This window comes from Gemmatimonadota bacterium, from assembly GCA_009841265.1.
Lineage (GTDB): Bacteria > JAAXHH01 > JAAXHH01 > JAAXHH01 > JAAXHH01 > JAAXHH01.
Genome location: VXMB01000009.1, coordinates 1388878 through 1412115 on the forward strand (window position 1 = coordinate 1388878; position 23238 = coordinate 1412115).

Below are 23238 nucleotides of genomic sequence, written 5' to 3' on the forward strand. Positions count from 1 at the left end.
ACAAAGTAACAAAAGGTTTCGGGTTTCAGTGGTTCACGAACAGAGCATTCGGTTCATAAGGTAGATCACGACAATCACGAAAAGCCACCACCAGAATGTGCGCCAGACGTTCCAAAGAACACTCACCAGTCGTACAAAGTTGTTTTCGTATTGTCCGGCCATGGAAATCACCACTGTTCTACGTCCCGATCACAGTCCCGTCACCGTCTCCTCGGCCAATTGATCCACGACCGCCTTCAGGTCACCGGTTTCATCATAAGTTCTGAGTTGCCGGTCCGCGCTGCTGCCCCGCTCGAGCATGACCCGGATGTATTCGATCTCCTCACGTACTCCGAGTGGATCCACGACGTCGTCCACGATATCCAGCAGTTCCTCGATAAGGAACCGCAAGGGCACCTCCTCTTCCTTGCCGAAGTCGACCAGGTTCCCGTCCAGCCCGTCCTTGATGGCGCGCCACTTGTTCTCGGCCACCAGGTCGCGCCGGTAGTACCGCCATGACTGGTTCTCGCGGCGCAGCCTGATCAACTTGGTCGCCACCGCCCTGACCAGGGCTACGATCGCCACCACTTCGTCGATCTCGGTGATGCAGTCGCAGATCCGCAGCTCCAGCGTGGGAAAACGGGGATGGGGCCGCACGTCCCACCAGATCTTCGTGGGCTCGTCCATGCAGCCGGTCTTGATCATCGTCTGGATGAAATGGTCGTATTCGGCAGCCGAGTCGAAACGATCGGGTATGCCGGTCCTCGGCAACTCGGAGAACACGATGCTTCGATAGGATTTGAGCCCCGTGTTGTCTCCCATCCAGAAGGGGGACGAAGAAGAAAGAGCCAGGACGTGGGGCATGAAATAGCTGATCTGGTTCATGGTGTCGATCCGCAGTTCCCGGTCGGGTATGCCGACGTGGATGTGCATGCCGAAGATGAGCAGGCGGCGGGCGACGTACTGCAGGTCGGCGACCAGGCTGCGGTACCGGTCTTTCTCGGTGATTTCCTGCTCCTGCCAGCGGGAAAAGGGATGGGTGCCGGCCGCCACGATCCGGTGGCCGCTCTTTTCGGCAATTTCGGATACCATGCTTCGAAGCCGGGCGATCTCCCTCCGGACTTCCTTGATGTCCTTGCAGACCTCGGTGCCCATTTCCACCTGGGACTGAAGGAATTCCGGCTTGACCTGGTCGCGAAAGACCCGCTTCCCCTTTTCGAGAAACTCGGAGATGTAGGAGGTCAGTTCCCGCGACTCGGGGTCGATGATCTGGTATTCCTCTTCGACGCCGAGGGTCATTTCTTCTAAGGTCATGGTGTGAACTGCTCCAAGAATCCGGTTCGGGACGATAGACCGCCGGTTGTCCTTGTGACTGCTACGTGTTGACTGCTACGCGTTGACCGCTACGCGCGCGATTTACGCGATCCGAACCAGACGCCCACGGCCCCGATAAGCGGGTTGAGCCAGTTGAACCATGCCGGATGAACAGCATTCGCTGTCGCCTCCATCATCGACACATCGTCGGGACGCGGTCCCGCCGCCATCTCCACCGGCATCAGGGCCCTCACCACCCCCATCACGATGACGAGGCCGATCAGTATAGTGGCGGCCCTGGCATCGTGCGCGATCCTCACACAGACCTTTCCGCCGGCACATGCCCCCACGAACCCCAGCACGAGCGAACCAAGCGCCCAGCCTACGGGTACTTCCCACGAACCCGGCTGGAAGGCGCCCGTGGGTCCTACCGCCACCCACAGCAGCGAAAAGAGTACGAAGAGTACGGCGGCCATGGCGACGTAGCCGACGATGGCAGCAAGAATGTTCCTGAGCATCATGTGCCTCCCTTAAATCGAATCTCATGCCCGTGGACCAGGATGGTCGACGGGGCTATGCGATGGTCACGCTTGATCTTTCTCTTCCATAATCTGAATCAAGTTGCCACATGTATCGTCGAAGGCGGCGATAACAACAGTCCCGGCATCCGTTGGCGGCTGTACGAATCGCACACCCTTAGCCTCGAGACGTTCGTGTTCGGCTGCGACGTCGTCGACCGAGAAGGCGGTCCAGGGGATGCCGTCCTCCACAAGGGCCTTCTTGAACGGACGCACTGCGGGATGTACGTCAGGCTCGAGCGCCAGCTCCGTCCCGTCCGGATCATCCGCGGAAACCACGGTGATCCAGGCGTGTTCGCCCATAGGAATGTTGTGCTTCAACTGGAAACCAAGGATTTCAGTGTAAAAGCGAAGCGCCTTCTGCTGGTCATCTACCGCGACGCTGGTCAGGGTGATTCTCATTGCTCCTTGTCCTCCTCTGTAGGGTGTGCAGTGTGAACCCGGGTAACTAGCCGGGATCCAAAACCACGGGCTGTCCCGCGTCAATGGACGCGTGAACGGCGTCGATGACGCGCATGTTGCCCAGGCTGTTCTCCGGTGGAATCCGGTGAGGCCGTTCCGTTATGAGACAGTCGCAAAGGTGCCGCAACTGGTCGGTGAATTGAAAGACCGGGGCGAATCTGATGGTTCTTTCCTCCCCGTCGTTTTTTCTGATTACCAGCGCGACCGGGTGGTCTTCGTTGTTCCAAGCCATGTCCATCCGCATGTAGCCGTCCGTACCGTACACCTCGAATTCCTGGGATCCGTAGAACCGGAACGAAAAGACGCATTGCGCGCTGATCTCTCCCGGGAATTCAAGCTGCGCGGTGACGTCCTCGGGCACCTGCGATCGCTGTCCGTAATGGCCGCGTGCATGGACCCGTTCCGGTTCGCTGCCCGTGATGAACCGGGCGTGGTGTATGCAGTAGCAGCCCAGGTCGTAGGTGGCGCCGCCGCGCTTGGTCTTGTTGAACCGCCAGTTGTAGTCCGGTCTCAGATTACCTGGATCCACCGCCGCGGTAAAGGTATTGCGGATCAATTTGACCCGACCGATCTCACCGGCTTCGATGAGCTCCTTCGCCCTGAGATGGCACGGGTGGTGGCGGAACTTGAAGGCCTCGGCGAGCAGGACGCCGTGCTCCCGCGCGGCTTCGATCATGGCTTCGCACTCGGCTGCCGTCGAACTAATGGGTTTTTCGCAGAGTATCGCCCTGACCCGGCCTGTCCGCGCGGCCCGTACGGCGATGTCGGCGTGTGAATCGCCCCAGGTGCAGACGGATAGGATGTCGATTTCCTCTTCCCGCAGCATGCGCTCCAGGTCCGTGTAGCGGCGGGTGACCCCGAAGGTCCCGCCAAAACGGCCCATCGCCTCCTCCGAGACGTCGCAGATCGCGGCGAGTTCCGCTTCGGGCGCTTCACGTGCCGCCCTGCCGTGACAGTGCGCGATGCCGCCCACGCCGACGATGCCTACCCTGAGGGCCATGTCGATCTCCTGTTTACTCAGGCCGAACGTCTCAAATCCAATATCTTCGCCGCCGGTCCCACCAGGAACAGCGCGTACAGCGGCGCGTTCACGATTTCGTAAAGTCGCAGTACCGTTTCCGCCAGGGCCACGAGAAAAGCCACCCCGATGCGGCCGTTGCGCGAGGAGACGGACGTAGCGGGGTCCGTGACCATGAAGAAGGCCATGAGCTGGTACATGGGGCCGGTGATGGGCGCGACTTCGGACAGGAACGGGGTTCCGGTCATTATGGACCGCACGTAGGCGAGCGCGACGAAGGACGCGGCGTAGGTGAAGGTAACGTGAAAACGCTTCGCCCGCCAGAGAATGACCGAACCCAGCACCCAGATCACGGCCATGGCCCAGAGGTCGTTGCCCCACTGCTCGCTCAGGGCGGCCACGGTCCCGGGCGCGGCGAAGAGCACCACGCAGATGCCCAGGTTGGATGGATTCCACAGGTGTCGTCCCCTGAAACGGAGGACGTATTTCGACAGGATGGAAAGCAGGCTGGCGATGGCGTACGGCCAGAGGGAAAGCGACCTCAGCAGGATCCCGCAGCTGATCCCGGTGATGTACGCGCTGGCGGGGTTGAGCCACCGGCCCGTCAGCAGGCGGCCCAGGGCCAGTTCCGCCGCCAGGGCCACGGCGATCGCCGTGAACAGTTGCGACAGGTCGTGGAGGAATCCCACGTAGAGCTGGCCGAAGACCAGGATCAGGGTGATCAGGCCGGAGGACAGGTACCGCGGATCGATCTGCCATCCCGCTCCCTTCGGCGGTCCCGGCGGCGGTCCCGGCGCGGATTCGGCCGCCACGGCCTTCGATGCGTCCATCATCCCTCCGGTTCAGTCACGGTGTGCAACCGGTTGATTTCGGGACGCTCCAGCGTCTGCACCTTCCCGCCCGGCCAGCGTATTTCGACTCGTTCGATCTCCGTGGCGTCCCCCAGGCCGAAGTGCCGTCTGCGCTGGCTCTGGGCGGCGAAACTCGCGCCCGCCGTCACGACCTGGAGCTGTTGCCGGCCGTCCCAAAATACCCGGACCTCCGCGCCGATGGCGCTCGCATTGCTACGGGTGCCCTTCAGTTCGAAGGCAATCCACGCGTTCCCTTGCTCGACCTCGTTCCTGTACAGGACCAGGGGACCGTCCTGGTTAGCCACCACCACGTCGAGCACGCCCCGGTTGAACAGGTCGGCCAGGGCGACCCCCCTGCCGTCGTACCGGTCATTCACGCCGACGGATTCCGCCACGTCGTAGAAGCGCCCGGTGCCGTCGTTCAGGTACAGTCTGGACCGCTCGAATCCCGAAAGGCTCTGATCGCCCATGGGCGCCCAGTTCTTCACGTCCTGAAAGATGTTGTTGTTGCCCATGGCGACCCGCGACATCTCGTACCAGTAGTCCTCCTCCGGATCGGCCGAAACGAAGCCGTTGGTGACGAACAGGTCCACGAAACCGTCGTTGTTCAGGTCCCCGAACTGCGCGCCCCAGCCCCAGCCCGCGTCGGCGATCTCGCCCTCCGCGATGTTGATCATCCGGCCGTTCTCCGCGATCAGGTTGCGGCGGAGGTTGTTCCCCTGGAACAGGTAGCCGCGCTTCGAGATATTCGTCACGTAGACGTCCGCGCGCCCGTCATTGTACAGGTCGCCGAAGGCCACGTTCATGCCGCTCTTGGAGGTCTCTTCCAGCGAGGTCCCGGCGGGCTGCTCGTAACGCTTCCCTTCGATATTGAGGAAGAGCACCTCGGGACCGTAATCGTTGGCCAGGTACAGATCGGGCCATCCGTCGCCGTTCAGGTCCGCCGCGGCGACGGACATGGTCCACCGCGTGCAGTCCGCCCCGTAGGCTTCCGTCACGTCCTCGAAACGGCCGTCTCCCCGGTTCAGGTAGAGGTAATTGTGCCCGCCGTTGTTGGCGTATTCGAAACTTTCCTGCATGATACGCGTGGTTGTAACCTGCCACAGGTCATGGACTTCCGAGAAATAACCGCCCACGTAGAGATCGATCAGGCCGTCCCGGTCGACGTCCGTCCACACCGCGCTGTTGGCGTTCATCCACCGGTCAAGCCCGGCCACAACGGTCACGTCCTCAAAAGTACCGTCGCCCTGGTTCCGGTACAGGCGCTGCCGGCCCCACATGTAGATGAAGACGTCCTCGAATCCGTCGTTGTCGAAATCCCCCCACACCGAGCCCATGGACACGCCCCCGTCCCCGTTCACATCGGCCAGGCCGGCCTCCCCGGCGATCTCCGCGAAGCTGCCGTCTCCCTGGTTCCGGTACAAGGCGTTCGACGTCCCTTTACGGCTGCTGGTCACGTATAGGTCCTGCCACCCGTCGTTGTCGAAATCCACGACCGAGACGGATGCCCCGAGGGCCGAGATATGGGGCATGATCGGATCGAGCTTCGGATCGAGTTCCGGCTTTTCATGAATGAAGTCTATGCCGGCTGTCGCCGTTGCATCGGTCAACAGGAACCCGTACCGTCCCGGGTTTGCCGCGTCCGTCTCGTGTACGTCTGTCGTGCGCACGCCGGTCTCGGGCGACAGCCATCGGTCGAGGAAGAAGGGAGCAATGATCAGAATGATGAACAGCGCGGTAGCCGGTGTCCGAATCGTACTGGAGGAGACTGGTGACATGGCCTGAAGGGACAAGTTGTCCAGCGGGTGGACAGACGGGAATGTCACGTGTATTCAGAAGGGTCCGAGTGCCGTTTCAAGGTAGAAGTACGGCACTGGCCTGTCAAGATGGATTGACACGGCCGGCCGGAAGCACTATAAACTCACCGACAGCCTGACCCGAGGGTCGATCAAAATTCCCATAGCGAATCATACCCCACTGGAGTGATCAATGAGGACTTTCCATATGCGCGCCATCCCATCCCTTCTTCTGCTTGCGTTCCTGAGTGCCCTTTCGGTGCACGTCCACGGCCAGACCTCTCTGCTGGACCGGATCCAGGAACGGAGCGAGATCCGGATCGGGACGACCGGCGACTACAAGCCTTTCACCTATCTGAATCCGGAGACCGGTACCTACGAGGGCATGGACATCGACGCGGCCCATCTCCTCGGCGAAGCCCTCGGCGTCAGCGTCAAGTTCGTGCCCACGACCTGGAGCAACCTGTCCGGGGACACCATGAACGACCGGTTCGACCTGGCCATGGGCGGCATAACCCGGACGCTGAAGCGGCAGAAGGACCTGGCCTTGACCGACCCCTATGCCACCATCGGAAAGTCGCCGCTCATCCGAAAAGCCGACCGCGAGCGTTTCAAGAGTCTGCAGGACATCGACCGTCCCGGCGTCCGGATCGGCGCCAACTACGGCGGCACCAACGAAGCCTACGTTCGCGCCAATATCGTGCAGGCCACGATTGTCATGTTCGAGAACAACCTGGACGTTCAACCGGCCGTGGCGGCGGGTGACGTAGACGTCATGTTCACGGACAACGTGGAAGCGGTGATCTACGCAAGACAGAATCCCCTGCTTTTCGCCCTCGACCCGGACGATCCGCTGACCCGCGAGGACCTTGGCTACATGACCGTCCGCGGCGACCAACCCTTCATCAACTTCCTGAACCTGTGGCTGTACCAGATGGAACAGAAGGGAATGCTGGATGCGCTGAGGAGCAAATGGATCGGGGAGTACTGATATAGGATTTCTGACATAATTGTATTGCGAAGTCGCCTTTCCCGCCCTATCTTAGATGCGGCCTTATTCAAATCCTAAATCCTGAAAAGGAGCGAGTCTTTGGCCGGTGCCCCGGACTATAGCGACGACGTGTTTTTTAATGAAGTCGACCTGGACGCCCACAGCGCCAAGACCGTAGAATCCGAAGCCATCGAATTCTTCCCCACCGATTACCGCATCGGCCGGACCAAGTACATCTTCGTCACAGGCGGCGTCATGTCCGGCGTGGGCAAAGGCGTCTTCAGCGCCTCCCTCGGACACCTGCTCAAGCATTACGGATTCACGGTCTCCCAGATCAAGATCGACGGCTACCTGAACCAGGACGCCGGCACCATCAACCCCTACCGCCACGGAGAAGTGTTCGTGCTCGAGGACGGCACCGAATGCGACATGGACCTGGGCACCTACGAACGCTTCCTCGACGATAACCTGAACCGGAACAACTACATCACGTCGGGCCGGGTGTACCGCATCATTCTCGACAAGGAACGGAGGGGCGAGTATCTCGGCCGGGACGTGCAGGTCGTCCCCCACGTGACCGGCGAGATCAAGAACCTGATCCGGACAAAGGCCCACGAGGGCCCCTACGACATCCTGGTCGTCGAGATCGGCGGCACGGTCGGGGACATCGAGAACATCCATTTCATCGAAGCCGCCCGCGAGATGCTCTACGACGAGGGACGGGACAACGTCATGTCGGTCCACGTCACGCAGGTGCCCTACAATGCGTCCGCCGGGGAATTGAAGACCAAGCCCACGCAGCACAGCGTCAAGGCGCTGCTGCAACTGGGCATCCAGCCCGATATCGTGGTGTGCCGCTCGGCCATACCCCTGAACAAGAGCGTCCGCCAGAAGATCAGCCTCTTCTGCAACATCGCCGAGGACCGCGTGGTCAGCAGCCCGGATACGGATTCCATCTATCGGGTGCCGGCCCTGCTCGACCGCCAGGAGACGGTGCAGATCGTCGCCGACAAGCTCAACGTCAACCTCCCGCAGCGTACCGACCAGCGTCCCGAGATGTTCGACATCTACCTGAAGTACCTGTCCGGTAGCCACCCTGAAATACGTATCGCCATCACCGGCAAGTACACGGCACTGCACGATTCCTACGTGAGCATCCTGAACGCCCTGGACCACAGCAAGGTCGCCGTGGGCGCTGAGATCACCACCGAGTGGATAGACACGACCGACTTCTCGAATGATCAGGCGCTGGACGAGGGCATGCTGGACGGGATTTCCGGAATCATCGTGCCCGGCGGCTTCGGCGAGCGGGGCGCCGAGGGCAAGATCCGGTTCATACAGTACGCCAGGGAGAACGGGTTGCCGTTCCTGGGCCTATGCTACGGCTTCCAGCTGGCCGTGGTGGAGTTCGCACGTAACGAGTGCGGCATGCTGGAAGCCGCCCACACGGAATTCGACGCGGAGACTGAAACGCCGGTCATCTACCTGTTGCCCGACCAGCGGAAACTGACCGGCATGGGGGCCACGATGCGGCTCGGAGGACATGAAGTGAAAGTGAAGGCCGGCACGGAAGCCCACCGCTGCTACGGATCTGAAGCGGCCGTCGAACGGTTCCGCCACCGGTACGAGTTCAACAACCAGTACAGGGAACTCATCGAGCACAAGGGCATGGTATTCTCCGGCATGACGCCCGACGAGGAGATCATGCAGATCCTGGAAATCCCCACGCACCCCTTCTTCGTAGGCACCCAGTTCCACCCCGAGTTGACCAGCCGTCCTTACAGACCCCACCCCTTGTTCAGAGGCCTGGTCCAGGCCGCATTGACATACACGGAATCAGCGGAAAACCGGCAGGTGGCCATGGAGGCCGGGCAAGCGGAATAGCTTAGAAGATGGACGCGCGTCCGGTCAGCGGTGACGGCGGTGTGTCCGGTCAGGCCTGGCAGGTACCCGGGAACGGGCTCAGTTGGCCTGTTTCGTCAGCCTGGATTTGATGCGGGCGGCGGTCCGCCGGTGCATCACGCCGCGCTTGACGGCTTTGTCCAGCTTGGAATAGGCCTGGCCGAGGAGTCCGGGCGCCGCTTCGGCGTCCGAATTCTCGCGCAGGCGCTTGATGGCAGTCCGGAGGGCGGACTTGACCGTGGCGTTACGCCGCTGACGCACGCTTTCCTGGCGCAAACGCTTCTTGGATGAAACGAGGGTCGGCAACTTTTACTCCCTTAAATACGCTGAATCGTCAATACACAGCACGGTGTCTCGGCCGAAGCGGCCCGTTGTGATGCGGCCTGTCTTCCGGCGCGCAAGTTCCGGTTTGAAACCAGCACCAAATTACCTGGCGAGCCGCCGGAAGTCAAGGTTAAATTGAATCCCGACGCCACGCCGCTCGAATCCACGTAACGGACGACCCTTCCCATGGCTGTCGAACAGACGGAAATCGAAAAGAAGCTCAAATCCCTCCCCGGCAAACCGGGCGTGTACCTGATGAAAGACGCCCGGTCGCGCATCATCTACGTGGGCAAGACCCGCGCGCTGCGGCAACGGATCCGCTCGTATTTCCAGAAGACCCGTCTCACCGCGCCCAAGGCCGTCGCCCTGGCCAGCCGGATTCGTGACTTCGACTACGTGGCCACCGAATCGGAGGTCGACGCGCTGCTCCTCGAAGACCATCTCATCAAGGAACACAAGCCGAAGTACAACGTGATGCTGCGCGACGACAAGTCCTTTCCTTTCATCATGGTGACCAACGAGGCCTTTCCGCGGGTCGTCGTTACGCGCAACGTCCGGCAGGACGGGGCCCGGTACTTCGGCCCCTACACCAACGTGAAGGCCATGCGAAGGACGATCGACCTGGTCCGCAAGGTCTTCCCGTTGCGCACCTGTCCCAGCGCGAAGGCGTGGCCGTCCATGGACCGGCCCTGCCTCGACTACTACATCGACCGCTGTCCCGGACCGTGCAAGGGGCACATCGGCGAAGAGGGGTACGGCGAAATCATCGAGCAGGTGTGCCAGTTTCTCACCGGCAGGACGAAGGACCTGCTGAATCAGCTGAAGGAACGGATGGCGCGGGCGTCGGAGCAACTGCAGTTCGAACTGGCGGGACGGGTTCGGGACCAGATCGTCGCCATCGAGAAGACGACGATCCGCCAACGGGCTTTTTCGAGCAGGGAAGTAGACCGGGACATCATCGGGCTCGCCAGGAACGGGACCGACGTGTGCGGGGCGGTCCTGCAGGTCCGGGAGGGCAAGCTGCTGGGCAAGGAGCATTTCTTCCTGACGGCGCCGGAGGAGTCGACGGAACCGGAGACGCTGGGCGCCTTCCTGACCCAGTACTACCTCGCCGCGCAGCTCTGGCCCGACGAGATCCTGCTGAGCGGGGAACCGGACGGCATGGATACGTTCCGGGAATGGATGGCCCGGCAGCGTGGATCCAAGGTCGAAATCGCCGTGCCCCGCCGGGGCGACAAGGCCGCCATGGTCCGGCTTGCCGTGCAGAACGCCGAACTGCAGCTGAACACCCACGCGCTGAAACGGGCCGAAGCCAGGGTTCGCCGCAGCATGCCCGCCTCGGTGGGATCCCTGCAGGAAATCCTCGGACTCGAAGTGCCGCCCAGACGCGTCGAGACCTTCGACATCTCCAACATTCAGGGTTCGGACCCGGTGGCCTCCATGGTCTGTTTCGTGGACGGCCGCCCCCGCAAGTCGGACTACCGGAAGTTCAAGGTCAGGGACGTGATCGGCCCCAACGACTTCGCCATGATGCAGGAAGTGGTCGGCCGGCGGTACCGGCGGCTGATCGACGAGAACAAGCCCCTTCCGGACCTCGTGCTCATCGACGGCGGAAAGGGACAGCTCTCCAGCGTTCGGCAGGTCCTGAACGAACTGGGCCTGGTCGACCTGCCCGTCATCGGCCTGGCGAAGCGCCTGGAGGAAGTCTTCCGGCCGGGCCAGTCCGAACCGATCCTCGTTCCCCGGTCGTCCCCGGCCTTGAAGATGCTCATGCAGGCCCGGGACGAGGCCCACCGTTTCGCCGTGACATTTCACCGGCAACAGCGGGGAAGACGCATGATCCGGTCGGAACTGGACAACATACCCGGGGTGGGTCCGAAGCGGAAACAGCAGTTGATCCTGGCGCTCGGCTCCGTGGAGAACATCCGGAAGTGCTCCGAAGAGGAACTGAGGACGGTCCAGGGCGTGGGCAAAGACGCGGCGCGAAAGGTGTACCGGTATTTCCATCCGGAAGCATCCTGAACGGTCCGTGCCGGGCAGTCAGAAGCGGCCCGAGGCGGCGCGGAATCAGAATGCGCGGGGTTCGCCGAATCAGATTGCGCCGGAGGGGGAAGCGACTTAGTATGTCTGTAGCCGTTCCCGGGTTTAAGTTTGAATAATCCCGGTGCGGTTTTTGAATACTCCAATGGGTTCGGATGGGCAGGATGACAGCCGGATCACAGGCGGATCGTTTTGATACATTGACAGATTCCTGACGTCTTCGCATCGGGTTCCGGAGGTTACATACGTGGGTAAGGTTCTCAGGTCATACGAGTTGCTGGAAGAACGGATGAAAGACATCTACTTCGATTTCTACCGGGAGACCTACCGGGAGGGCACGGCGCTCGACAACAAGACCAAGGAACTGATCGCCATAGCCGCGTCGCTGAGCGCCGGATGCCAGAACTGCCTGGAAGGCCATCTCAAGAAGGCCATGAAATACGGCGCCGAAGGTGCGGAGATCCGGGAAGCCGTGGCCATTGCCGTGGGCGTAGCGGCCGCCACGATCGTGGACCGCAGCGACCTGGCGAATTTCGAAATGAATTTCAACGAACTGCTCAAGAAAGCGGCCAAGGCCGAGAAGGCAGGCAGCAAGACCTGATGTGCCGCGTCCCGGGTCGGATACGCCGATCCTGGGGGCTCGACTATCAGAGATAATAGTTGTTGGTGTTGACTTGGCACGATCGAAACAGAAAATGATCGAATGAATGGGAGGAAAGCGTGAGAAGCATTTTTAAAACATTTTTGTGCGCAATGTTCGCCGCGGCCTTCGTCCTTTCCAACGTACAGGCGCAGACCGCGGAGCAGGGCCAGGAGCCCCTGACCGACGACGAGCAGAAGATCGTCGCCTACATCATGAAGCAGGTCTCCGAATCCAAGGCCGGCAAGCCGAACTTCGGTCCGGAAACGGCCATGGCCGTATATAATGAGCTCGGGATCCAGGTCACCCCGGACATGGTTCCCCGCGTCCGGGCGGCCGTCGTGGCCGAGTTGAAGGCCATCGAGGCCCGGCTCATGCTGAAGGAAGGCAGCGCCGCGCCCGATTTCAACCTGCCGGTCCTGGGCGGCGGCGAGGCCAGTCTATCCGCCTTGAAAGGGAAGGTGGTCGTGGTGAACTTCTGGGCCACCTGGTGCCCGCCCTGTCTCGTGGAAATGCCGATGCTGAACGGACTTTACGAGACTTACCGGGAACAGGGGGTCGAGGTACTCGGACTTTCCCTCGACGAAGAGGGGCTTCCCATCACGAAACCCTTCGTAGACAAGCTGAGCGTATCCTATCCCATCGTGGAAGCGGACCGGAAGACCTACCAGGCGTACGGCAACGTGCTTACCATACCCCACACCTTCGTGATTGATCGCGAAGGCACCGTCACGAAACGGTTCGTCAACAACCAGACGAAAGACGCGTTCGAGGCCGCGATTAAGGCCGCGCTGGCAAAGAAGTAGACGGCCATCGTCCGCGGGCTGGCTGGCCAGCGTCCCCGAGCTGACAGGCCAGCGTCCCGGGACTGACTAAGGGACCGCCTTCCGGTCCCGGTCCGCCCTGTGGGTTTCAATTGCCTCCATGTTCAGCGAGACACCCAGGCCGGGCCGGTCGGATACACGGATCCGTCCGCCTTGGATCCTTTCCGGCGGTTCGATGAGTTCGTGTCTCCACGGCACTTCTCCCCAGGCGTATTCCAGGATCTGAAAGCCGGGATGGGCGGCCATGGCCTGCACGCCCGCCGCGATGGTCAGCGGCCCGAAGGGACCGTGTGGCGCGGTGGGAACCCCCCGGCCCTCCGCCATGGCGGCGACCTTCTTCAGTTCCCATAGCCCACCCACGATCGTTACGTCCGGCATGATCACGTCCATCAGCCCCTGGTCCAGGACGGGCCAGAACCCCTCACGGTACATCAGGCTTTCGCCGCCGGCCAGCGGTACGTCGATATGGTCCTTGATGGCCCGGTATCCCTCGTGGTCTTCGTCGGGCACGGGTTCCTCGTACCAGTACAGGTCCAGGTCCCTGAGCGCATCGAAGACCTCGCACCCGCCCCGGGCGGTGAAGTGGCTGTGGCAGTCGATCAGCAGGGACACGTCCGGACCGATCGCGGCGCGCACCGCTTCCATGCAGGCGATGCCCTCCCGGGCGTCCGAAGCCCGGTCGATGCCGGCAGGCATCCCGTCGAAGGGCGCGAGCTTCACGGCGTCGAATCCATCCGCGACCGCGGCGGCCGCGTTCCGGGCGAATCCCGCGGGCGTCCGTTCGGTGGTGGCCCGGTTGATGTTGGCGTAGAGGGGGATCTCATCGCGGCAGCGGCCTCCGATGACGTCGGCGACCGGCACGCCCAGGACCTTCCCCTTGATGTCCCACAGGGCCTGGTCCAGGGCACTCAGTGCCATCACTTTCGACCGGTCGACGGGCGAAGGGAGAAGTTCGGCCAGGATGCGTTCGATGGCGCCGGGATCGCGGCCGGCCAGCACGGGTTCGACCTGCTGCAGGAAGTCCACGCTTCCGGACCGTGCGCCGCCGGGATTCACCTCGCCATAGCCGGTGATCCCTTCGTCGGTGTGCACCGCCAGGAACGTCCAGTCTCCCCGGTGGTTCACGTGGACGGCGTGGGTCTTCAGGGCGGTTATCTTCATGTTCTAACGCTACATTCTGTCATTGATTGCGGCAACGCATTTGTTTATATAACGCCTTGGCCGGGGTGGAGGCAGATGGTAGCCTGTGGCTCGGCAGCATATCAACGAAACGGGAGTATATTGACGGACAGGCGTCAACGGACAGGGTCCGACAGCGGACAACGGATCGTAACGACGAAGGGAGCAGCATGAGTGCGCAACGTGTAGCGGTCATTACGGGTGCGGGACGCGGCATGGGGGCGGCCATCGCGAGGAACCTGGCCAGCCAGGATTATGCGGTCGCGCTGCTGTCTCCGTCCGGTGCGGCGGAATCACTGGCCAGTGAGCTGGGCGGAATCGGCGTGACGGGTTCCGTCACGGACGAAGCCGACCTGCAGAAACTTGTCGATCTAACCATGGACGCCCACGGCCGCATCGACGGCGTCGTCAACAGCACCGGGCATCCGCCCAAGGGCAGTCTCCTGGACATTCCGGACGAAGATTGGCACGAGGGACTGGACATCGTGTTTCTTAACGTGGTGCGCATGGCGCGCCTCGTCACCCCGATCATGGTGGACCAGGGCGGTGGATCGATCGTGAACATCTCGACCTACGCCGCCTTCGAACCGGAGCATTACTTTCCCGTATCGACCGCTTTTCGGGCGGCCCTGGCGAGTTATACGAAGATCTACGCCGACAACCACGCAGGCGACAACATCCGGATGAACAACATCCTGCCGGGGTTCATCAACAGTCTCCCGGAATCGGAGGCCTTCAAGTCACGCATTCCCATGGGACGCTACGGCACCGTGGAAGAGATCGCTGAAACGGCCGCTTTCCTGCTGTCGCCCGGATCCGGTTATATCACCGGGCAGAACCTGCGCGTCGACGGGGGCATCACGCGGTCAGTCTGAGGGGAGATCATGAAGCAGGCCGACCTGGCGTTTTTTCGCCAGAACGGATTCATCAACCTGGGCAAGGTCCTCGCGGACGAGGACGTGGATCGTTTTCACGGTCTCTTCGACGAGGATCGTCGCAAGTATCCTTATTTCTGGCATCCCTACGGCCATCACCAGGAAGCCAACTACGACGCGCTCATCACCACGCCGGCCTTCGACGATCTGATCCGCCATCCCGCCATATACGGCACCATAGAGGAACTGATGGGCGGTCCGCTCTGTTTCGGAGAGATCGGGCTGCGGTCCATGGGCCCGTACAAGGGCGAATTCCACCAGCGGTGGCACCGCGACAAGGCCCACTGGTTCGAGCACCCCCTCCGCATGGACTACATCCAGCTCATGGTCTATTTCACCGACGTGGACAAGCATACCCACTGCTTCTCCATCTCGCCCGAAGGGGTCGATCAGCCTGTTATGAAGGAGAACAGCGCGCAACTGGAGCGTGGTGTCTACGACCTCCACGGACCGGCGGGCACCTGTGCCCTGTTCAACGTGTCGGTACTCCACACGGCCACCACGCGTCCCACGCGGGCCGTGCGGAAGACCGCGCAGATCTATTACGGTCACCGGGACAGGGATCCGCTGGCCAACGATTCGGGGATTCCCGCCACCCTCTGGCGGGACAGCGACGACCCGGAGACCCGGGCCTTCTACGGCGTCCTGAACGACCGTACGAAAGTCTATATGGCCGCGTTCGGGAAGTAAGGCGGGGCCGCTTCCTGTATTAAACCTGGAAATTCGGGTTGTTTTCTGGCTATTTTTCGATCTTACTCCAAAAAAGTAGGATAAATTCGGAGACATGTCCAAAAATGGTCACATTTTCACGACGCTGAGCCAGCTGCGATCAGACGAACTCAAGCTCCCCCGACGACTCCAAACGTCGATAGTAGCAACCGGTCCGATAGCGGCCCTCGGCGTCCCTGGTGTGGCACGCGCCTTCGCCCTTGGGCGTTACGAGGAAAACTAAAGAGTTCTGCTCGCAGTTGACCCGGATTTCGTCGATTCCGAGGGCGTTTCCCGACGTGGCGCCCTTCACCCACAGCTCGTTCCGCGAAGTGCTCCAGAACGTGGCAATCCCGGTCTTCAGGGATTCGTCCAGGGCCTGGCGATTGATGTAGGCCAGGATAAGCACTTCCTTCGTCGTGGAATCCTGCACGACCACCGGCAGGACATCCTCTTCGATGCCGGCGACCTGCCGAAGTTTCGAAAAATCCAGGGTCTCCCGTGTTCCTTCTTCCAGTTGATTTGATCCTGATGAGCTCGCCATGGTTCCTTCGTCTCCGTGTATATACAATGTATAAACTACCTGCTCATTCCGAAACGCCGAAGGTGTAGACTGTTTTCAATCCGTCATAACTGCATAAAATATATATAGTTAGGTTGAATCTGTCAAGGCAGGCGGTTGCGGAGAGTTTACGCCTCTGACCGTTATCGGTCAAGCGCGATTTAGGTAGGTATACGGGGTGCTTAAACGGGAGGGGTAGTCACCGGCGATCGTGGGAGAAAAAGCAGGTTGGTTATACTAAGCATATCGGCTTGATTTCCATACGTAGCGATTTTGACCACGATTCAGAACCGATATCTCCCGAGGAATCCCACGCGGTGGTCGGCCGAACGGATGGGGTCTTGTCTTCTCTCACCGGCGAATTCGACGCTGAGCTTGCCTTCCTTCGCGCCAAGTCGCGTGCCCAGCCGCATGCTTCGACGGTCGGCCCCGGAAATGTCGGTCTCTGCGAAGGGCGTCAGGGAAACGCCCCGGAGCGCCGAGTTCAACATGCTGTAACCAATTTGCGCCCGGACGGCGCCCGTGTGACCTGCGGACCGCCTGCCCGAAGAGATGCCGCCGTCCTCGCGCCAGGTCATGTCCACGTTCCGGGTATCCGCGCCCCAGCGAGGCGCAATCGACATGGACAGGCCACCCGCGGTGTTCGGCCGTACGTAGGCGATAAAGGAAAGCCCCCGTTCCTGGTAGCCAGATGCCGAGTGGGCGGCCAGCAGGCGGCCGCGGGCCTCCAGACCCAGACGGCCGCCGGTCAGTCTGAAGCCGCCCGCTATCTCCACGCCGCCGCCCGTCTCGCCTTTGCCGCCATCGTAGCGTCCGGCGACCTGTGCGAAGGGCGTCAGCGACGACGGCCCCATGCGAACGGTTCCGCTCGAACCCTCCAGTCCGAGTCGTACCTGCCGGATGTCGGCGTTGAGATCACCCTGGATCGACGCTGCTGGCGATGAAGCGTTAAGCGACATCACACCCGCGTGCCCCACCACGCTGAAGCTCACACCCGACAGGTACATGAAGCGGGTGCGAAGACCCAGCATGGCCATGCGCATGGACAGGTCGCGATTCTCCCCTTCGGTGACGGCCGAACCACGGCCTTCACCCAGGATCGACCATACCTGGAGTGGACGGCTGCTGCTCTGCCATCGCGCATAGGGATACACGCCGGTAAGCCGCGTCTGCACCTGGCCCTGAGCGCCGGGAACGTCGATACTGGCCGCACCCGATGTGCGCGACAACGAAACGCCGGCAATCAGACCGGGGACAGATACGTCCACGCCCAGATAGGCCGTCCTCAAGCCGCCGCCATAGCGCCAGTTGTCAGGCGACGCACGAAACGCCTGCACGTTGCCCGTTCCCCACAGCGTCACCCTGTTGGTATATCCCTCTTGCCCGTAACGCGGCAGCGTATAGACGAACGAACTGTTCCGAAGGACGTCGACCCGGCCCGAGCGGCCAGGAGCACGCGGCTGGGTCGGGTCATTCCAGTTCCGCGGGATATGATAACCCGTGAGCCCTATCAAAGCCGTCACGCCGGAGGCCAGGCCGTCCACTCTGCGGCCGGCCACGGCAAGCCGGCGCTCTTCCGCAACGAGCGCGAACCGGTCCTCCATGGTCGCCCGCGCGCTCGACATCAGACCGCGGCCCATGGCGGCGAGGACCGCTTCGTAAGCGTCGCGTTCTGCAGACGACGGCTTCACCGTGACCGTGATGCTGTAGCCCGCCGTGCCCGATTCATTGACGGCCGTAACCGATAGCGTGGTGCTGCCCTGCGCAAGTCCCGCCACCGTCATCGTCCCACCCGTTACCGCGGCGGCGGCCACCGCCGCATCCGAAACCGACGCCCCATATGCGAGCCCCGGACCTGTAAACGTGGCGGCCACATCCATACTGCGCGAATCGCCCTCCTCCAGCGTGATGTCTTCCAGGGGGTGCGCCACCGCGGGAGGCGATGCGACTACAGCACGTGCGGACGTTGCCGACGGCGTCCCTTCCTCCCTGGCCACCGAACTCGTATCGGTGGCGTTTACCGCGCGCAGCCTCAGTATATACGTCGTGCCGTTTATCAGACTGCCTATCGTGTGGCTCGTGACATTGCCCGCGTCGGTCCAGGGCCACGGATTGGGTATGTTTACTCCCTTTTCCCGATGCTTTACCTGATAGCCGGTGGCGTTCGGCGACGCGGTCCAACTGAGGGTCAGCTGGCCGTCCCCGGGCGTAACCGTGACGTTGCCTGGCGGGGACAGTGTTCCCGGCGCATCGTCGTCGTCGGTCACCAACACCTGCGCCGAGTGCGGATTGCCCTTCTCGTATCCGGTGCCGGTCCCCACCCTCGCCGTCACGGTGGCATCCGGTTCATCCACCGTATCGTCGGTGGTAGCCAGGCTGAACTGCGCGCTAGAACTACCCGCGGCGATCGTCACGCTGGTAGGCGCCGTGCCGCTTCGGAAGCTCGCACCCCCACTCACGGACACGTTTACCGAAAGCGTATCTGCGGGCTCAGGAGACGCCGACAGCGTAAAGGTGATCGACGTGCCCTCGGCCACTGTATCCGCGGCCGCCGCTATCGTTACCTGTGGTACGTCGTCGTCGGTTAACACAATCGTCGCCGAGGTCACCGTCACCCCGGAAGGCGATGCCGTCCCGCTTACGGTGATCGAATTGGCGACGTTGATCGCCTGGTTATCTACGGGGACCAAGGTAAATGTCCCGTCTCCGCTGGAACTGCCGGCGCCGATGGTTACATTGAAATCAGATACGGAACTGAAGCTCACCGCGTTCGACGCACCACTGCCCGACACCGACACCGATACCGTCTGCTCTGTACCGAAGAGCGTACCGCCTGACGGTGTTGCCGTCACCGTGACCACCTTCGCGCTGTCTGCCTCCGAAGCCGAGGCAGGAGAGACCGAAAGCGATATGCCCGTCGGCGCAGCGTCGTTGTCGGTCACGACGACCTGGGCCGAGTTCGAGGCGCCCACCGCGTATCCCGTGCCGGTCCCGATCGTCACTGTCACCGTGGCATCCGCCTCGTCCACCGGGTCGTCGGCGGTGGCCAGGCTGAACTGCGCGTTCGTCGAGTTCGCTGCGATCGTCACGCTCGTCGGCGGCGTGCCGCTCAGGAAGCCGGTCCCCCCGCTCACCGACACCTTGACACTCAGTTCCGTCACAGGAGCGGATGAAGCCGTAACCGTGAAGGAAACGGACGTACCCTCGGCCACCGTATCCGCCGCCGCTGCTATGGTGATCACAGGATCGTCGTCGTCGCTCAGGGTTATTGTAGCCGGAGTAACCGGCACGCCGGAAGGCGATGCCGTTCCGCTCAACGTGATCGTCTCGTCGATGTTGTCGTCGCTGTTGTCCGTGGATACCAGTGCAAACGTGCCGTTCCCGTTGGACGCACCGGCGCCGATGACCACGTCGAAGTCAGATACTGAATCGAAGCCCACCGCGTTCGACGTACCGCTGCCTGACACCGTCACCCCCACCGTCTGCTCCGTACCGAAGAGGGTGCCGCCCGATGGCGTGGCCGTTACCGTCACCGACACGCTGTCTCCTTCGGACGCCACGGCGGGAGAGACCGACAGCGTTATGCCCGACGGCGCAGCGTCGTTGTCGGTTACGACGACCTGGGCCGAGTTAGAGGAGCCCACATCGTATCCCGTGTCGTCCTGGATCGTCGCCGTCACCGTGGCATCCGCCTCGTCCACCGGGTCGTCGGTGGTGGCCAGGCTCAACTGCGCGCTCGACGAACTCGCGGCGATCGTCACGCTTCCGGGCGGCGTGCCGCTCAGGAAACCCGTCCCCCCTGTCACCGACACGCTTACTTCCAAGTCCGTCACGGGAGCGGATGACGCCGTGACCGTGAAGGAAACGGATGAGCCCTCGGATACCGTATCCGCGGCCGCCGCTATCGTGATCACCGGACTGCTTCCCGCCGACGGCTTCCCTTCCTCGATGACCACCGAACTCGTATTGGAAGCGCTAACCGCGCGCAGTCGTAAAATGTACGTCGAGCCGTTTACCAGATTGCTTATCGTGTGGCTCGTGACATTGCTAACGGCGGTCCAGGTCCACGGATCGGGTTTACTTACCCCCTTTACCCGATGCTTTACCTGATATCCGGTGGCGTTCGGCGACGCGGTCCAATCGAGGGTCAGCTGCCCGTTCCCGGGCGTGACCGTGACATTGCCTGGCGGGGATAGTACGCCCGGTACATCATCGTCGGTCACCACAACCTCTGCCTTATACGCGGTGCCTGCCGCGTATCCCGTACCGTTCACGATCGTAGCCGTCACGGTGGCATCCGGCTCGTCCACCGCGTCATCCTCGGTAGCCAGGCTGAACTGCGCGCTCGATGTACCCGCGGCGATCGTCACGCTCGTGGGCGCCGTGCCGCTTCGGAAGCTCGTACCCCCGCTCACCGACATGATTACCGTAAGCGTCTCGGCAGGCGCCGGGGAAGCCGACAGCGTGAAGTTGATCGTCGTGCCCTCGGCCACCGTATCCGCTGCCGCTGCTATCGTGATCACCGGATCGCTTCCTGCCGTCGGCGTCCCGATCTCAATGGCAGCTTTGCTGGCATCGGTGGCGTTTACCGCGCGCAATCGCACCCTGTACGTCGTGCCGTTTACCAGTCCGCGTATCGTGTGGCTCGTGACGTTGCCCACGTCGGTCCAGGACCACGTATCAGGGTTGCTAACCCCCTTTACTACTCGATGCTTTACCTGATAGCCGGTGGCGTTCGGCGTCGCGGTCCAGTCGAGGGTCAGCTGACTGTCCCCGGGCGTGACCGTGACGTTGCCTGGCGGTGACAGCGCTCTGGGCGCGGCGTCGTCGTCGGTCACCACCACCACCGCCGAATCCGCTGTGGCCACCGTGTATCCCGTGCCGTTCACGATCGTCACCGTCACGGTGGCATCCGGCTCGTCCTCCGCGTCGTCTTCGGTGGGCAGGTTGAATGCCGCCTCCGACGAGTTCGCGGCAATCGTCACACTCGTTGGCGGTGTGCCTTCCAGGAAGCTCGACCCCCCGCTCACCGACACGTTTACCGTAAGCGCCTCGACAGGCGCAGGGTACGCCCACAGCGTGAAGGGGACCGGACTGCCCTCGGCCACCGAATCCGCGGCCGCCGTAATCGTGATCACCGGATCGTCGTCATTGGTGATCGTAAGCGTCACGTCCGGTGGATCCGCCACGCCGTTGCCCCCGGTCGCTGCGCCCGACACCGTCACCTGCCTGTCCGGTTCAACCACCGAGTCGTCCACGCCGGTGATCGTCACCTCGCCCGTGCTGGCCGTGGCCCCCGCCGCTATGGTCAAATTGGTACCGCTCAGTGTGAAATCGCCCGATTCCGCCGGAGACACCGCCGACGCGGACACGGTCACCTCCGTCTTCGCGCTCTTCGCCCCGATCAGCACCGCCGTCACCGTGCTCACACCGCCGTTCTCCGAGATCGATGACGGCGTCAGCACCAGCCGCAACGTCGGTCCGCCGGAAACGTCGTTGTCGGCCACCAGCACCTGCGCCGATGAAGTGGTGCCCACCGCGTAGCCTGTGCCCGTCTGGATCGTCGCCGTCACCGTGGCATCCGGCTCGTCCTCCGCGTCGTCCTCGGTGGCCAGACTGAACGACGCGCTCCTCGTACCCGCGGCGATCGTCACACTCGATGGCGGCGAGCCGCTCAGGAAGCTCGTACCCCCGCTTACCGACACGTTAACTGAAATCGACTCGGCTGGTGCAGGGATCGCCGACAGCGTGAAGGTGATCGATGAGCCTTCCACTACCGTATCCGTGGCCGCCGCTATCGTGATCTGCGGTACGACCTGTTGTAACCCGTCGTCGTTATCTATCTTGCCAATACCGAGACCTTTTACCACCTTTGCATTAGTGGTCACGTTGCTCAGTCTCACGGTAAACAGCTCGTCTTGCTCCTGGACCTGATCGCCTATGATTGTGACAGATATCGTCTTGGTTCTGGTTCCTGACACCCCCGGTATAAATTTCAAAGTACCGCTCTTGGATACATAATCCGAACCAGCCGTCGCCGTACTGTTTTGCGTACCATAACTGAGGGACACCGTGTCCACAGTGGCCGAACCGCTGAGCGTCACGGTAAACACCAAGGGCTTCGTGCCACTGTCGCCCTCTGCGGTGGAGGAACGGGATATGCTTAATTCCGGCGGGTCGTCGTTGTCGGTCACCACCACGTACGCGGTATTCGGAGTGCCCACCGTGTATCCCGTGCCGTATACGATCGTCGCCGATACCGCGGCATCCGGCTCGTCCACCGAGTCGTCATAGGTGGCGCGGGTGAACTGCGCGCTCGACGAATCCGCGGCGATCGTCACGCTCGACGTCAGGAAGATGGTCCCCTCGCCCACCGACACGTTCACCGACAGTGCCTGGGTAGGCGCAGGGGCCACTGACAGCGTGAAGGTGATCGTCTCGCCTTCCGCTACCGTATCCGCGTCCGCCGCTATCGTGATCACCGGAGTATCGTCGTCGGTGATCGTAAGTGTCACGTCCGATGGGTCCGACACGCCGTTGCCCCCGCTCGCATCGCCCGATACTGTCACCCGCTTGTCCGGACCAACAACCACGTCGTCCACGCCGGTGATCGTCACTGTGCCCGTACTGACCGTGGCCCCCGCCGCTATCGTCAGCTCGTCGTTGCTGCTCAGCGTGAAATTGCTCGAGTCCGCCGGAGACACCGCCGACGCGGACACCGTAACCTCCGTATCCGCGCTCGACGCCCCGCTCAGACGCGCCGTCACCGTGCTTACACCGCCGTTCTCCGAAATCGATGACGGCGACAGCGTCAGACTCAACGTCGGTACATCGTCGTCGTCGGTGATCGCGATGGTCCTGTCGGCGACGGTCACCCCGCTGTAGTTCCCGCCGTTAACTCCATGCGATAGGGTAGTGTTCCTCCGGTCGCTGGCGTTGTCTACGTTGTCGTCCACACCTGTCAACGTCACCGTCTGCTTCGTGGCCCAATTTGATGTTGTAAAGGTTAACGATGCAGGACTTACCGTCATGGCGTCGGTGTCGCTTGAAGAGGGACTCACCGTCACCGTGGCCGTAGGCCGCAAGGACAGCCGCACCTTGTAGGTGTCCGTGCCGCCGTTCTCCGACAAACTGC

Annotated in this window: 16 protein-coding genes and 1 pseudogene (1 of these 17 only partly in view); 7 read left to right on the forward strand and 10 right to left on the reverse strand. The window is 62.1% G+C overall.

Features of this window, described 5'->3' with window-relative positions; translation table 11 throughout:
- Positions 1 to 189 precede the first annotated feature (189 nt).
- The 6 genes from F4X08_10895 to F4X08_10920 form a co-directional block, all read right to left on the reverse strand.
- Positions 190 to 1293: a carboxylate-amine ligase gene (locus F4X08_10895; GenBank protein MYD26306.1), complete on the reverse strand. Its 1104-nt coding sequence runs from the start codon at positions 1291 to 1293 to the stop codon at positions 190 to 192.
- A gap of 89 nt (positions 1294 to 1382) precedes the next feature.
- A complete protein-coding gene (locus F4X08_10900; GenBank protein ID MYD26307.1) occupies positions 1383 to 1811 on the reverse strand; it encodes a hypothetical protein in 429 nt (142 codons plus the stop codon).
- A 66-nt stretch (positions 1812 to 1877) separates the two neighbouring features.
- On the reverse strand, positions 1878 to 2273 hold the full coding sequence (locus F4X08_10905; protein ID MYD26308.1) for a VOC family protein: 396 nt from the start codon (positions 2271 to 2273) through the stop codon (positions 1878 to 1880).
- A 46-nt stretch (positions 2274 to 2319) separates the two neighbouring features.
- A complete protein-coding gene (locus F4X08_10910) occupies positions 2320 to 3333 on the reverse strand; it encodes a Gfo/Idh/MocA family oxidoreductase (protein ID MYD26309.1) in 1014 nt (337 codons plus the stop codon).
- Positions 3334 to 3350: 17 nt separating this feature from the next.
- Positions 3351 to 4184 (reverse strand): hypothetical protein, encoded by an 834-nt coding sequence (locus tag F4X08_10915; GenBank protein MYD26310.1) that lies wholly within the window; start codon positions 4182 to 4184, stop codon positions 3351 to 3353.
- Positions 4181 to 6028, reverse strand: a complete 1848-nt coding sequence (locus tag F4X08_10920; GenBank protein MYD26311.1) for a CRTAC1 family protein — start codon at positions 6026 to 6028, stop codon at positions 4181 to 4183. The genes F4X08_10915 and F4X08_10920 overlap by 4 nt, the downstream gene beginning before the upstream one ends.
- Positions 6029 to 6191: 163 nt before the next feature.
- Here F4X08_10920 and F4X08_10925 point away from each other — a divergent pair, with 163 nt between their 5' ends.
- The gene (locus tag F4X08_10925; GenBank protein ID MYD26312.1) at positions 6192 to 6989 is read left to right on the forward strand and encodes a transporter substrate-binding domain-containing protein; all 798 of its coding nucleotides are present in this window, start codon (positions 6192 to 6194) and stop codon (positions 6987 to 6989) included.
- Between the two features lie 255 nt (positions 6990 to 7244).
- Entirely contained in the window at positions 7245 to 8873 is a 1629-nt protein-coding gene (locus tag F4X08_10930; protein MYD26313.1) for a CTP synthase, read from the forward strand.
- Between the two features lie 78 nt (positions 8874 to 8951).
- Here the strand turns inward: F4X08_10930 and rpsT are convergent, their stop codons facing one another.
- The gene (rpsT, locus tag F4X08_10935) at positions 8952 to 9197 is read right to left on the reverse strand and encodes a 30S ribosomal protein S20 (GenBank protein ID MYD26314.1); all 246 of its coding nucleotides are present in this window, start codon (positions 9195 to 9197) and stop codon (positions 8952 to 8954) included.
- Between the two features lie 204 nt (positions 9198 to 9401).
- Between rpsT and uvrC the strand changes: the two genes are divergently transcribed.
- From uvrC to F4X08_10950, 3 genes are all read left to right on the forward strand, one after another.
- Complete coding sequence (gene uvrC, locus F4X08_10940) at positions 9402 to 11237, forward strand: excinuclease ABC subunit UvrC (protein MYD26315.1); 1836 nt, start codon at positions 9402 to 9404, stop codon at positions 11235 to 11237.
- A 265-nt stretch (positions 11238 to 11502) separates the two neighbouring features.
- Positions 11503 to 11856 carry a carboxymuconolactone decarboxylase family protein gene (locus tag F4X08_10945; GenBank protein MYD26316.1) on the forward strand — a complete coding sequence of 118 codons (354 nt, stop codon included), beginning with the start codon at positions 11503 to 11505 and terminating at the stop codon, positions 11854 to 11856.
- Between the two features lie 119 nt (positions 11857 to 11975).
- Positions 11976 to 12701 (forward strand): TlpA family protein disulfide reductase, encoded by a 726-nt coding sequence (locus F4X08_10950; GenBank protein ID MYD26317.1) that lies wholly within the window; start codon positions 11976 to 11978, stop codon positions 12699 to 12701.
- A 66-nt stretch (positions 12702 to 12767) separates the two neighbouring features.
- On the opposite strand, the gene F4X08_10955 is transcribed toward F4X08_10950, so the two are convergent.
- Entirely contained in the window at positions 12768 to 13880 is a 1113-nt protein-coding gene (locus tag F4X08_10955; GenBank protein MYD26318.1) for a mandelate racemase/muconate lactonizing enzyme family protein, read from the reverse strand.
- 188 nt (positions 13881 to 14068) lie between these two features.
- Here F4X08_10955 and F4X08_10960 point away from each other — a divergent pair, with 188 nt between their 5' ends.
- Positions 14069 to 14773, forward strand: coding sequence for an SDR family oxidoreductase (locus tag F4X08_10960; GenBank protein ID MYD26319.1), 705 nt, complete (start codon positions 14069 to 14071; stop codon positions 14771 to 14773).
- Between the two features lie 9 nt (positions 14774 to 14782).
- Entirely contained in the window at positions 14783 to 15523 is a 741-nt protein-coding gene (locus tag F4X08_10965; GenBank protein MYD26320.1) for a phytanoyl-CoA dioxygenase family protein, read from the forward strand.
- Positions 15524 to 15662: 139 nt separating this feature from the next.
- Here the strand turns inward: F4X08_10965 and F4X08_10970 are convergent, their stop codons facing one another.
- Positions 15663 to 16085, reverse strand: coding sequence for a phosphoribosyl-AMP cyclohydrolase (locus F4X08_10970; protein ID MYD26321.1), 423 nt, complete (start codon positions 16083 to 16085; stop codon positions 15663 to 15665).
- Positions 16086 to 16387: 302 nt separating this feature from the next.
- Positions 16388 to 23238 (reverse strand): annotated as a pseudogene (locus F4X08_10975) (hypothetical protein) (it continues 1402 nt past the right edge of the window).

What these genes read in the sequence shown, in the direction of transcription:
- F4X08_10930 (MYD26313.1), top strand. Translation starts at nt 7,245, where the DNA reads ATGTCCGGCGTGGGCAAAGGCGTCTTCAGCGCCTCCCTCGGACACCTG.
- F4X08_10960 (MYD26319.1), top strand. Translation starts at nt 14,069, where the DNA reads ATGAGTGCGCAACGTGTAGCGGTCATTACGGGTGCGGGACGCGGCATG.
- uvrC (MYD26315.1), top strand. Translation starts at nt 9,402, where the DNA reads ATGGCTGTCGAACAGACGGAAATCGAAAAGAAGCTCAAATCCCTCCCC.
- F4X08_10895 (MYD26306.1), bottom strand. Translation starts at nt 1,293, where the DNA reads ATGACCTTAGAAGAAATGACCCTCGGCGTCGAAGAGGAATACCAGATC.
- F4X08_10970 (MYD26321.1), bottom strand. Translation starts at nt 16,085, where the DNA reads ATGGCGAGCTCATCAGGATCAAATCAACTGGAAGAAGGAACACGGGAG.
- F4X08_10905 (MYD26308.1), bottom strand. Translation starts at nt 2,273, where the DNA reads ATGAGAATCACCCTGACCAGCGTCGCGGTAGATGACCAGCAGAAGGCG.
- F4X08_10900 (MYD26307.1), bottom strand. Translation starts at nt 1,811, where the DNA reads ATGCTCAGGAACATTCTTGCTGCCATCGTCGGCTACGTCGCCATGGCC.
- F4X08_10925 (MYD26312.1), top strand. Translation starts at nt 6,192, where the DNA reads ATGAGGACTTTCCATATGCGCGCCATCCCATCCCTTCTTCTGCTTGCG.
- F4X08_10955 (MYD26318.1), bottom strand. Translation starts at nt 13,880, where the DNA reads ATGAAGATAACCGCCCTGAAGACCCACGCCGTCCACGTGAACCACCGG.
- F4X08_10910 (MYD26309.1), bottom strand. Translation starts at nt 3,333, where the DNA reads ATGGCCCTCAGGGTAGGCATCGTCGGCGTGGGCGGCATCGCGCACTGT.
- F4X08_10965 (MYD26320.1), top strand. Translation starts at nt 14,783, where the DNA reads ATGAAGCAGGCCGACCTGGCGTTTTTTCGCCAGAACGGATTCATCAAC.
- F4X08_10915 (MYD26310.1), bottom strand. Translation starts at nt 4,184, where the DNA reads ATGATGGACGCATCGAAGGCCGTGGCGGCCGAATCCGCGCCGGGACCG.